The 11,613-nt window shown below is 63.5% G+C and carries 7 protein-coding genes and 1 riboswitch; of the genes, 4 read left to right on the plus strand and 3 right to left on the minus strand.

Annotated elements, in window-relative coordinates:
- The first annotated feature begins 129 nt into the window (after positions 1-129).
- Positions 130-810 (plus strand): superoxide dismutase, encoded by a 681-nt coding sequence (locus QM649_RS10205; RefSeq protein WP_415198965.1) that lies wholly within the window; start codon positions 130-132, stop codon positions 808-810.
- A 311-nt stretch (positions 811-1,121) separates the two neighbouring features.
- Here the strand turns inward: QM649_RS10205 and QM649_RS10210 are convergent, their stop codons facing one another.
- On the minus strand, positions 1,122-5,000 hold the full coding sequence (locus QM649_RS10210; protein WP_415198933.1) for a carboxypeptidase regulatory-like domain-containing protein: 3,879 nt from the start codon (positions 4,998-5,000) through the stop codon (positions 1,122-1,124).
- A 481-nt stretch (positions 5,001-5,481) separates the two neighbouring features.
- Between QM649_RS10210 and QM649_RS10215 the strand changes: the two genes are divergently transcribed.
- The 3 genes from QM649_RS10215 to QM649_RS10225 all read left to right on the plus strand — a co-directional run bounded on the left by QM649_RS10215 (position 5,482) and on the right by QM649_RS10225 (position 8,450).
- Positions 5,482-6,498, plus strand: a complete 1,017-nt coding sequence (locus QM649_RS10215) for a tetratricopeptide repeat protein (RefSeq protein WP_415198934.1) — start codon at positions 5,482-5,484, stop codon at positions 6,496-6,498.
- Between the two features lie 615 nt (positions 6,499-7,113).
- Positions 7,114-8,274 (plus strand): PepSY-associated TM helix domain-containing protein, encoded by a 1,161-nt coding sequence (locus tag QM649_RS10220; RefSeq protein ID WP_415198935.1) that lies wholly within the window; start codon positions 7,114-7,116, stop codon positions 8,272-8,274.
- Positions 8,271-8,450, plus strand: a complete 180-nt coding sequence (locus QM649_RS10225) for a hypothetical protein (protein ID WP_415198936.1) — start codon at positions 8,271-8,273, stop codon at positions 8,448-8,450. Before QM649_RS10220 ends, QM649_RS10225 begins: the two co-directional genes overlap by 4 nt.
- Before the next feature lie 512 nt (positions 8,451-8,962).
- On the opposite strand, the gene QM649_RS10230 is transcribed toward QM649_RS10225, so the two are convergent.
- Positions 8,963-10,036 carry a threonine aldolase family protein gene (locus tag QM649_RS10230; RefSeq protein WP_415198937.1) on the minus strand — a complete coding sequence of 358 codons (1,074 nt, stop codon included), beginning with the start codon at positions 10,034-10,036 and terminating at the stop codon, positions 8,963-8,965.
- A gap of 55 nt (positions 10,037-10,091) precedes the next feature.
- Positions 10,092-10,199: riboswitch (SAM-I-IV-variant riboswitch) on the minus strand.
- Between the two features lie 337 nt (positions 10,200-10,536).
- Positions 10,537-11,535 (minus strand): formylglycine-generating enzyme family protein, encoded by a 999-nt coding sequence (locus QM649_RS10235; RefSeq protein WP_415198938.1) that lies wholly within the window; start codon positions 11,533-11,535, stop codon positions 10,537-10,539.
- Positions 11,536-11,613: the final 78 nt, after the last annotated feature.

Here is an 11,613-nt window from a genome sequence, read left to right on the forward strand (position 1 = left end):
CGCATGCTGCTGAAGGTGCTCGGCCTGACGGCCGGGGTGACGGTGACGGGAAACAAGCTGAGCAGCGGATGGGGCGTGGCCGAGGCTGAGGTTTCCGGTCGGACGAGTGCGCCACAGGCGGGCGCTGCGATGACTGGCCCGGCGCCTGCTGCGGTGACAGGACCCTACAAGCTGCCGCCGCTCCCGTATGCGTATGACGCGCTCGAGCCGTATATCGACGCGGAGACGATGCACATTCACCACGACAAGCACCACGCGGCGTATGTCGAAAAACTGAACGCGGCGGTGGCCGGACATCCGGATCTGGCCGCGAAGCCAGTGGACGATCTGCTGAAGAACCTGGACACGGTGCCCGAGGATATCCGGACAGCGGTGCGCAACCAGGGCGGCGGCCACTGGAATCACTCGTTCTTCTGGCAGATTCTTTCGACCAAGGGCGGATCGGCGCCGACGGGCGTGCTGGCGCAGGACATCAATGCGGAGTTCGGCAACTTCCAGGGCTTTCACGATCAGTTTGCCAAGGCCGCGGCGGCGCAGTTCGGCAGCGGATGGGCGTGGCTCACGCTGGACAAGCAGGCGAAGCTGCACGTCGAGAACTCGGGCAACCAGGACTGTCCTCTGACGCAGGGACGGACACCGGTAATCGGCATCGACGTGTGGGAGCATGCGTACTACCTGAAGTACCAGAATCGCCGGCCGGAGTATGTGTCGGCCTTCTTCAACGTGGTGAACTGGGAGCGCGTGAGCGAGATCTACGTGGGACAGAAGGCGGCGTGCAATCCCGACGTGCCGTGCAAGGTGGGCTTGTAAACAGGGTATAGGGGATAGGGCCCATCCAGTGTTCGCGATGGACCGGTGACGGAAATCCTGCGAAACTGCATCCTCGATGATTGGAAAGAGAACCGCAGCTTCCTCCACTGCGCGAGACGAAAAGCCGTCTCGCTCCGGTCGGAATGACAGGGTTTTCTTCATCCCGGTGTGTCCTGCACCGGGCTTGCGCAGGACATCTCTACAAAAAGAATGGCCCGTTCTCCAAGCGCGGGAGAGCGGGCCGTTGAGAGAGCAGCTCTTGCGTTCTCCCACGTCTCAGAAGCGAGACGTGGGGCACCCTTGATGACAGGCTAGAAGTTGATACGGCCGGTGACCTGCAGGTTACGCGGACCGTAGTCGACAGCCGTCGGGATACCGAAGCCGGTGGAGCCGGTCGAGTCGCCGGGCTCGGTATCGGGGATGGCCATGCGGTGGCGGTTGAAGGCGTCGATGGCTTCCACCTTGAAGACGAAGTTCAGCTTGTCGTGGATGGGGAAGGTCTTCAGCAGGCTGAAGTCTTCCGACTTGAAGAGGGGTCCGGTGATGGCTTCGGTCACACGCGGAATGCCGCTGCCGAAGACATACGGAGCATAGGAGCACTGGTCGGCGCCGGTGGCGCAATCCGCGGAGAGCGGACGCACCCACTGGTTGTTGCCGGTGTTGTAGGTGGAGTAGCCTTCGCGGTTCTCATCGATGAAGGCCGCATCGGACATCGAAACGCCGGCGTCGGTGGTGCTGTTCTGCTGCGCCGGACGATAGGCGGGCTTGAACCACGACTGGCCGTTGAAGTAGCTGGGCTTGTTCTTGTTCTTCTTGTAGGCCGCACTGGCGAAGTCGTTGTTGGCCGCCGCCGGTCCGCGCGTGAAGCGGAAGCAGTTCTGGTAGTAGGGCGCCGCGGTGCCGCAACCGAAATCGATCGGGTTGCCGCTCTGGTAGCGCTGGATGCCGCCGATCTCCCATCCGCCGATGGTGTAGTCGACCAGCTTGCTGTGATTGAGGAACTTTCGATCCTTGCCGAAGGGCAACTGGTAGAGGTAGCTGGCGGAGAGCTGCTGCGGTGTGTTCTGTTCGCTCACCGCCTTCTCCAGCTTCAGGTTCGAGGAGTTCTGCGACTGGGAGCGATAGCCGACGTAATCCCACGCGATGGCCGAGTCCGCATCGTTCTCGTTCTTCGACCAGGTGTAGGAGATCTGCAGGTTCACGCCGTTGCGGAAGCGGCGTTCGAGCGAGGTGACCATCGCCTCGTACGAGGAGTGGCCGAGGTTTTCAAGGCAGCAGTCGTCGGCGATGTAGTCGTACTGCGGATAAGGACGCAGCGACTGGCCGAGATAGCCGAGGAAGGTGGAATACGGCGAGTTGTAGGTGGTGCCGTTGGCGCTGGTCGATCCGCCGCTGGTAGCGATGTAGTTGCCCTGGTTATCGAGGTGATCGCCGAGGTTGAAGTACTTGGTGTCGATGTTGTTGGCGTTGCTGAGATAGCCGGAACGGAGGTTCTGGCCGCTCTGCCCCATGTAGCCGAGGGTGAAGATGAGATCGGGCGCGACTTCATCCTGCAGCTGGAGGCTCCAGGTGCTGATCATGCCGGGACGGCCGAAGGACGGCTTGATGACTTCACCGGCAACGGCCTGCGGATCGCCAGGTCCGGCATCGTCCTGCGTGGGGCTGGTGTTCGGCGCGAAGTTGGATGCAGCGAAGCCGCTGTAACCGGAGTCGAGCTGGAAGGCCGGTGTGAAGTTGGCAGCCGTGGCGGCATTGCCGGCCGTGGCGAGCGAATAGGCGTAGCGGGTGACGGTGTAGCCCTGCGCCATGGCCGAACCGAAATCGCCGTAGAGCAGCGGCGCGTAGATGAGACCGCCGCCGCCGCGCAGCACAGCCTTGCCGTTGGTGTTGGGCAGCACGTAGGCGAAGCCGACGCGGGGCGCGATGTCTTTGTACCAGGTGTCGGCCCATGCGGTGTTGCAGTTGCAGTTGCGTCCGAAGACGAGCGCGCCCGGCAGGCCACCGGCTTCCGAATCCGGAGCGGTGAAGCTGAAGGCCGAGGTGTAGTTGTCAGCTTCCTTGCGCGGCGTATCGATGTCATAGCGCAGGCCGAGGTTGAGGGTCAGCGCCGAGCTGACCTTGACGTCATCCTCGACATAACCGGCGACGTAGTGCGAGTTCCAGCGCGAATCATGGTTGTAGACGGTCTGGGCGGAGTAATCGACATCGCCGAGCAGGAAGCCGGCGAAGGCGTTGCCGCTGATTTCGGTAGGCGCGGAGGAGCCGGTACCGAAGTCCGTCTCATAGCGCCAGAAGTTCAGCTGCGGAATGTTCTTGAGGATGGTGGAGTACTGCTGGTGGCGCCAGTCGAAGCCGAACTTGAAGCTGTGGCGGCCCTTCTGCCAGGTCACGCTGTCGCTGAAGCGGAGTCCGTTGTCGATGTTGTCGCCGTTGTTGCCGATGCCCCAGGAGGAGTAGCCGTCATAGGTGTCGAAGTACACCGTGGGGAAGGACTGCGAGTAATAGTTGGGCGCGCCGTCGGCGGTGAGCGTATTCGTGGAGCCGATCTGCGGGGCGTAGTTGATGCTGTTGGTGCGGTTGTAGCCGATGGCCAGGCTGTTGAGGACGGTGGGCGTGAAGGTGTGATCCCAGCCGAGGCGGATGTAGTGCGTTTCAAAATCCTGCAGGTAGCCGGAGTTCTGGTACGGCAACGGCATGTTCGGATCGCCGTTGATGCGCCAGTTGTCGCGCGAGCTGTAGGAGCCGAAGATCTTGTTCTTCTCGTTCAGCGCCTCGTCGATGCGGATGCTGTACGTGGTGTTCTCAGTGGGCTGGATGTAGTTGTAGACGTAGTTGCCGGTGCCGCCCTGCGGCGTGGTGGCCTCATACGGCCGGTTGGGCTCGGGCAGCGTGGCCATCATGGCGCGGGCGGCCGGACTGAAGCGGCTGGACGGAATGACGTTGTCGGTGGCGAAGGGCTGACGGCATGGAGTGCCGCCTGCGCTGCCCGCAGCCGTGGCAGGATCGAAGATTTCGTTCTGCTTCACATACTGGCCGGTGCAGGGATTCACCACGTTCGATGCCGCGCCCAGAAGAGCGGTGAAGTCACCGTTCCGCTCGGCCTCGGTGGGCACGGTGGAGACGGCGTTGCCGCCCAGCGTCAGGCGGTACTGCTCCCAGGCGAAGAAGAAGAAGGTCTTGTCCTTGCCGTTGTAAAGGGCGTGTTCAGGATGGAAGGGGCTGGGAATGACGACCGGGCCGCCGAGGGTTCCACCGAAGTCGTACTTGCTGTCTGCCGGGCGATCGTAGGCGCAACCGGTTGCGTCGCCGCCGCAGAGGGTCTGCTTGTAGCCGTTGTTGAACCAGTTGTTCGCATCGAGGGCGGCGTTCTTCACGATGGTGAAGCCGGTACCGTGAATGCTGTTCGAACCGGACTTGGTGGCGAAGCTCTCGATGCCGATGGTGCTGCGGCCGAACTCGGCCTTGGGGATCGAGGTGGTGACCTTGAACTCCTGCAGAGCCTCGATGGAGGGCGAGGTTTCGTCGAAGGACGAGCCGTTCTCGCTGCGCTCGATGCTGGCGCCGTCGAGCAGCGTCTCCGAGCCATAGGCCTGGCCGCCGGCGACGCGCATGTACCAGACGCCGTTCGAGGTGTTGCCGTCAGTCGCGGTGCCGACGCCGGTGACGCCGGGAACGAGGAAGGCGAAGGCTTCCGGCGAACGCAGGCCGCCAACACCGGCGGCGACCGCGAGCGGAAGGTCGGTGATCTGCTGCTGGGAGATGGTGCCGCTGATGTCTGAGGATTCGGTCTCGATGGTGGGCGCGCTGGCGTCGACGGTGACCGTCTCATTCGTGCCGCCGGCATTGAGAACGACATTCAGCGCCGTGGAGGAGTTGATGGTAATGACCACGCCCTCGCTCTTTGAGGTAGCAAAGCCGGGGGATGTCACCGTGACCGTGTAGCGGCCGATGGCCAGCGATGGGAAGTGATAGGCGCCCGAGCTGGTAGATGTGGCCAGGTTGCTGACGCCGGTATCGACACCGACGGCGATGATCTTGGCGCCGGGAATGACCGCTCCGGATGTGTCCTTGATGGTGCCGACAAGCTCGCCCTGCGTGGACTGCGCAAACGCGGGCGCAGCGATGAGCAGGAATAGAGCGGCGAGACACAGGAGCAGGTACTGACGGAACTGCTGTGTTGTTCGCTTCATGGGAAGCTTCCTCCTAAAAAAGTCGTGCAGCCTGGGAGTCTCCCTGAGTGATTGGGCTGGGGCTCCGTTGGGCCTTGTTATAGAAATCGTTTTCTCCATCGAAACGAAAAAGATTCTCGATTCAGAGCGAGGAGCAAGGTAAGGGAGCGCAAACATAACTGTCAACGGATTTCCTGTGTAACTTTTTTTGTTACAAAATCATGCAAACGCTTCCCTGAACATGACAAGGAATGTCTTTTGCCCGGCGCGGGGGTTGCGATTGTCTGCCGCTTGCGCGCCGAAAGCGTGCCGGAAAAGCTTGACACGGAATCGTTTACTGTAGGCCGCAGCCAACTGCTTCGACCGCCATCCCATCCCTGGAAAACCGCATTCCGAGAGCGCCAGTGGGCTGCCGTCCCCGGCCGGTGGACGGCGGCGGCTTCGGCCTGCGAGGATGGTGCCGCGACCGGGAGTGCGGCTTTTCCGGTGGCTTTCTCCGGCGATGACGAGGATTGGCGGGTATTTCCTTCTGGCGTGCGGGTGTCTCCTTCTGGCGTGGACGACGGCCCGCGGCGGCGCGGCGATGGCGCAGCCGGGGCAGGCTGCGTCCTCCCGGACGATGGCCGCGCAGGCGGCGCCCGCGCTCTCCCCGGACGCATCCGAAGCCGAACCTGCCGCGGAGCTGCCCGCGGCCGAGGCGGAGCTGCGTGTCCAGCTGGGCAGGACGCCGGATTCCGCGGAGCTGCTCTACCGGCTGGCGCTGGTGCTGCGCGAGGAGCGTAAGCCGAAGGAATCGCTGACCGTATACACGCAGGCGGCCGGGCACCGGAGGCCGACGGCCGAGGAGCTGCGTTCTGTGGCGCTCGATTACGTGCAGCTGGGCGATTACGAAGACGCGGTGCACTGGCTGAAGGTGGCGCTGGGCCTCGACCCGAAGGATGCGGCGGTGCTCTACAGCCTGGGGCGCTGCCTCTACACGCAGGATCACTACCAGGAGGCGGCGGACGCCTTTCTTGCCGCGCTGAAGCTGTCTCCGGCCGATGCGAAGGTGGAGGAGAACCTGGGGCTGACGTTCGAGGCGCTGCATCGCCTGCCGGAGGCCGAGGCCGCGATGCGCCAGGCGGTGGAGTCGGCCGGACAGGATTCGAAGAACACTCCGGAAAGCGCCGGTGCTATGGCCGCATCCGAACAGGATCCGTGGCCATACCTGAACCTGGGCAGCCTGCTGGTGGATGAGCAGCGCTATGACGAGGCGATCCCGTTCCTGCAGAAGGCCGAGGCGATTTCCCCGCAGATGGCGGAGCCGCACGAAAAAACAGGGAGGGCGCTGCTCGCCAGCGGGAAGCGTCCGGAGGCGACAAAGGAGCTGGAGACAGCCGAGACGCTGGACCCGAAGAACGCGCAGGTCCACTTCGAGCTGGGCCGCGCCTACTGGAACGCCGGCGAGAAGGACAAGGCGCGGGCGGAATTCGCCCTGAGCCAGTCGCTCTACGGCACGCATAGCAAGACCGACTACTGACTCAGGGCGGGACTCGCCGTCCCGGGCCTTCGGCCTCCGCTCCCGCTGGTCCCGATTCAGGGCTCAGATAGAAGCTCTGTCATTCCGACCGGAGCGAGACGTCTTTCGTCTCGCGGAGTGGAGGAACCTGCGGTTCTCTTCGCAAGGCGAGGATACGGACGGGTGGCCCATGCAAGCCTGGTTTTGGCTTCCGTGGGGACAAACAAACCCATTCACCGCAGAGGACACAAAGGGATCTGTATCTCCCGCCCAAGCTTAGCCTGAACGGGACACCCTCATTCTCGCTTTAGGGGAGAACCGCAGGTTCCTCCACTGCGCGGCCTGTGGCCGCTTCGGTCGGAATGACAGCGATGCGGGAGAGATGCGTGCTTCCCCATTCAAGCAACTACGGGCTTGAATGGGCCACCCGGCATCGTTCTCCGCCGCAGGCAAACCAAAGCTTCGTTCGCGACGCCGGATCTGACGCCTGCCGTGGCCGGATGCGCGTAATGCGCTGGCACGATACGCGGCGCATACGGCTGGAGCGCTCCGCTATTCTAATCGGACTGGATTGGTCGCATATGTAAGGTCTGCCCTTGCCTGGGTAGCTGCGACCGGAGACGAGGCGAAGAGGCGATGGCGCAGCTGCGGGCGAAGACGGTCAGGACCTGGTACCGGGTGCATAAGTGGACGAGCCTGATCTGCACGGCGCTGCTGCTGATGGCCTGCGTGACGGGACTGCCGCTCGTCTTCCACGATGAGCTGGATAACCTGCTGGAGCCGCATGTGAAGGCCGCCGATGTTCCGGACGGAACGCCGCTGGCGAAGATAGACCCGATGGTGGCGGCGGCCCAGGCTCGGTTCCCTGCTCTGCATCCGTTCTCGGTTTTCTGGGATGACGATGAGCCGCGCGTCTTTGTGAGCATGAGCCCGGTGGATCAGCCGAAGGATCACGACGTCAGGACGATGATCTTCGACGCGCACACGGGCAGGCTGCTGGAGACACCGCAGGATCACTTCGAGCTGCTGAGCTTTCTGCTTCAGGCCCATGCCGAGATCTTTCTGGGGCTGCCGGGCGAGCTGACGATGGGCGTGATGGCGCTGACCTTCGTGATCTCGCTGCTATCTGGCGCGCTGGTGTATGGGCCGTTCATGCGACGGCTGGACTTCGGCACCTATCGGAGAGACGCAGCCCGGCGGACGCGCTGGTTCGACCTGCATAACCTGCTCGGCATCGTAACGCTGACGTGGGCCTTCGTGGTGGGCGCGACGGGCGTGATGAATGCACTGTCGACGCCGCTCTTCGGACTGTGGCGCGCGCAGATCATGCCGCAGATCCTGAAGCCGTACCACGGCAAGCCCGTGCCGATGCACTTCCGGTCGGCAGAGGATTCGGTGGAGGAAGTGCGCGCAGCGCTGCCGACGATGCGAGCCACCTCCGTGCTGTTTCCCAACAAGGTTTTCGGCAGCCCGCGGCATTACGTGGTCTGGTCGCAGGGCAAGACGCCGCTGACCTCGCGGATGGAGACGCCGACGCTGGTGGATGTGGAGACCGGTGTGGTGACGACGACCGGTGGACTGCCGTGGTATCTGCGAGCGCTCGAGCTCTCGCGGCCACTGCACTTCGGCGATTACGGCGGCATGCCGCTGAAGATCCTGTGGGGACTGTTCGACGTGGCGCTCATTGTGGTGCTGGCGAGCGGTGTGTACCTTTGGCTCTCGAAGCGCAAGGCTCCGCTGGAGCGCGCGCTGAACCATCTGGCGGAACAGGAGCAGCTGCAGGAGGCACACGCATGAAGCACGCGGCGAAATTATCCGAGGTATACAGAATTCCCGCAGTGCTGGCCGCGATCACCGCGGTGGGACTGCTCTCCGCATTGCTGGGCGATGGGCTGTGGGACAAATTTTCGTGGGTGCTGCTGGCGATTCCGGTCGCGGCGATTGCCTTCTACCTGCTGAAGCCTCGGCAATAACTTCACCTATGCAAGGATCCCCGCGCGCGAGTCTTTTGGCGAAGCCGCGCGCGGGGATGAGATCGACAATCATGGAGAGCGGAGAAGTATCCGTGCTCTCCGACCCGCATCTTCCCGGCACGGACGAACCGCGGGTTCCTCCACTCCTATCTGATCCGGTCGAATGACAGGGGTGGATGTTGTCCACTCTTTTGGCACGATTTGAAGGCTGTGATTTCCCACGTCTCAGAGGCGAGACGTGGGGCACCCGGGCTTCCCACTCAGGCCAACTTCAGGCTTGCCTAGGCCATGGGGAGAATGCATGTTCGTGTTCTCCCGCCCAAGCAGAGCTTGGACGGGGCACCCTTATCCTTGCTGCTTGAAGAGAACTGCAGGTTCCTCCGCTGCGCTTCTCACCCCATCGCGCCAACGGCAGGCGCGTCGGGGACCCCGGTTCGCTTCGGTCGGAATGACCATTTGTAGGTTTGAGAAACAGCACGCCCCGTGTCCGCATTGGACACGGGGCTTGTTGCTTAGCCGAGCGTGGAGGTGAGCAGCTGTGGGTCGCTGTGTTCGGCGGCGATGGCGCGGAGGTCGGCGGCGAGCTCGTCGACGCGCTCGAACTGCGAGTCCCACGCGAACATGAAGCGGGCCGAGCCTCCGATGAAGGTGTAGAAGCGCCAGCCGCGTGCACGCAAGGCTTTCTCGGATGCTTCCGAGAGCTTCACGAAGACGGCGTTGGCCTGGACCTTGAAGTAGACATCGAGGCCGGGGACGCCGGCGATCTGCTCGGCGAGGCGGCGGGCGCAGGCGTTGGCGTGGGCGCCGTTGCGCAGCCACGAGCCGTCCGAGAGCATGCGCGCCCAGGGCGCGGAGAGATAGCGCATCTTCGAGGCGAGCTGGCCGGCCTGCTTGCAGCGGTAGTCGAAGTCTTCGGCCTGCTCGGGCTTGAAGAAGATGATGGCTTCACCAACGGCCATGCCGTTCTTGGTGCCGCCGAAGCAGAGCACGTCGACGCCGGCCTTCCAGGTGATGTCGGCAGGCGAGCAGCCGAGCGCGGCGCAGGCGTTGGCGAAGCGGGCTCCATCCATGTGCAGGCGCAGGTTGTGCTCGCGGCATGCCTCGGCGATGGCCTTGACCTCGTCGACGGTGTAGACCTGGCCGGTCTCGGTAGGCTGCGTGATGGTGACGACGCGCGGCTTGGGGAAATGGATGTCGTTGCGGCGCGTGGCCAGCGAACGGATGTCTTCCGGCGTGAGCTTGCCGTCGATCGAGGGCGAGGTCAGAAGCTTCGAGCCGTTCGAGAAGAACTCGGGCGCGCCGCATTCGTCGGTTTCGACGTGGGCGGCATCGGAGCAGATGACAGAGTGGTAGCTCTGGCAGAGCGCGGCGAGCGCGAGCGAATTGGCGGCCGTGCCGTTGAAGGCGAAGAAGACTTCGCAGTCGGTTTCGAACAAGGCCCGGAAGGCATCGGCGGCGCGGGCGGTCCAGAGATCGCCACCGTAAGCAGGTTCATGGCCGTGATTGGCCTCCTGCATGGCCTGCCAGGCCTCGGGACAGATACCGGCATAGTTATCGCTGGCGAATTGCTGGGAGTGATCGGACATGCTGGGAAACGCACCTTTCGAGCGTCATTCCACCATTGGATGAACCTATGTGCCGTGAGGACCCGATGATTGCCAGAACTGGCCACATCCCTCAGCGAGGACGCCACCTTGCCCGGGGAGCAGGTTGGCGTTGAGCGCACAGGCTCAACTCTTGATGTAGCTTCAGGATAATTTATGGCTGGAAGCGATTGCAATGGGCTGCTGCGCGCAGCACGATTCGCCTTCGGCCTCCGCTCCCTTTGGTCGCGAGCTGGCTCTGGCTTCTTGCGGAATGCGAAGGTCGTTCACTGAAGCTTCTGCTGGCCTGGCTAGAGGACTCCCCAAAAGCTCCGCACAAAGAGTTCGTACTCTCCCGCCCAAGCTTAGCTTGGACGGGGCACCCTCATCCTCGCAGCTTGAAGCGAACCGCAGGTTCCTCCACTACGCTCCCTGCGGTCGCTTCGGCCGGAATGACAAATCAAGAATGATGCGAGCAAGCCTGCATGGAGCGCCGTCACACTTCAGTCGCGACCAGAGGGAGCGGAGGCCGAAGGCGGATCGCCCTGCGCGCAGCAGCGGAAGCCGATGTTCGAGGTCGAGCTGTCGGGTGTGTTCGAGGTCCGGGCGGCGACTCTGTAGCGATTGCAATAAGAGGCGTGGCAGAGGAACGATCCGCCCTTCATCACCTTTGCTTCGCCATTTGCAGGGCCCGTCGGGTTCGGCGATGGATGCGCGGCCTGCTCGCTTGCAGTGGCCGGGCTGAACCAGTCCGCGCACCACTCCCACACGTTGCCGGCCGAGGAGTACAAGCCGTAGCCGTTGGGCGGGAAGGCGTCGACGGGGCTGGTGCTGCTGTAGCCATCCTCGGCGGTGTTGTGGTTGGGGAACTGGCCCTGCCATACGTTGCAAAGATGTTTGCCGTCGGGCGTGAGCTCGTCTCCCCAGGGAAAGAGCTTCTGCTCGAGGCCGCCGCGCGCGGCGTACTCCCACTCCGCTTCGGTCGGCAGCCGCTTCCCTGCCCAGGCGGCGAAGGCCTGCGCGTCGGTCCACGCGACATGCACGACGGGATGGTTCATACGTTCATCAATATTCGAGCCAGGGCCTTCGGGCGCTCGCCAGGATGCGCCGAAGACCTGGCACCACCAGGGCGCGGCAGCCGCGGTGTCGGCGACGAGGTCGTGGAACCGCTCGCGGGGCAGGTGCAGCCAGAAGACGAAGGACCAGTTGTAGCGCTCGGCCTCGGTGACGTAGCCGGTGGCTTCGACGAAGCGCGCGAACTGCGCATTTGTAACCGGCGTGGTGTCGATTGCGAAGGGCGACAGCTCGACGGGACGGACCGGACCTTCACCATCATTGGGAAAGCCGTGAGGATAGTCCGTGCCCATGAGGAAGCGACCACCGGGGAGCGCGATCATCGGCGCGCTGTCCGGCACCTGTGCCGCAGAAGCGGGCGCAGGCGCGAGCGTGATGAGGGTGGAGGCTCGGCCGGGTGTGCAGCAGCTGGGTTTCTCTTCACTCATGTGCTTCCCTTGTGTTGATGATAAGCCTCATAGCTGCTGCGCGCAGGGCGATCCGTCTTCGGCCTCCGCTCCCTTTGG

It is taken from the genome of Silvibacterium sp. (genome assembly GCF_047605705.1).
Lineage (GTDB): Bacteria > Acidobacteriota > Terriglobia > Terriglobales > Acidobacteriaceae > Silvibacterium.

Coding starts and splice junctions, on each gene's coding strand:
- QM649_RS10205 (WP_415198965.1), top strand. CDS start 130: ATGACTGGCCCGGCGCCTGCTGCGGTGACAGGACCCTACAAGCTGCCG.
- QM649_RS10210 (WP_415198933.1), bottom strand. CDS start 5,000: ATGAAGCGAACAACACAGCAGTTCCGTCAGTACCTGCTCCTGTGTCTC.
- QM649_RS10215 (WP_415198934.1), top strand. CDS start 5,482: ATGACGAGGATTGGCGGGTATTTCCTTCTGGCGTGCGGGTGTCTCCTT.
- QM649_RS10220 (WP_415198935.1), top strand. CDS start 7,114: ATGGCGCAGCTGCGGGCGAAGACGGTCAGGACCTGGTACCGGGTGCAT.
- QM649_RS10225 (WP_415198936.1), top strand. CDS start 8,271: ATGAAGCACGCGGCGAAATTATCCGAGGTATACAGAATTCCCGCAGTG.
- QM649_RS10230 (WP_415198937.1), bottom strand. CDS start 10,036: ATGTCCGATCACTCCCAGCAATTCGCCAGCGATAACTATGCCGGTATC.
- QM649_RS10235 (WP_415198938.1), bottom strand. CDS start 11,535: ATGAGTGAAGAGAAACCCAGCTGCTGCACACCCGGCCGAGCCTCCACC.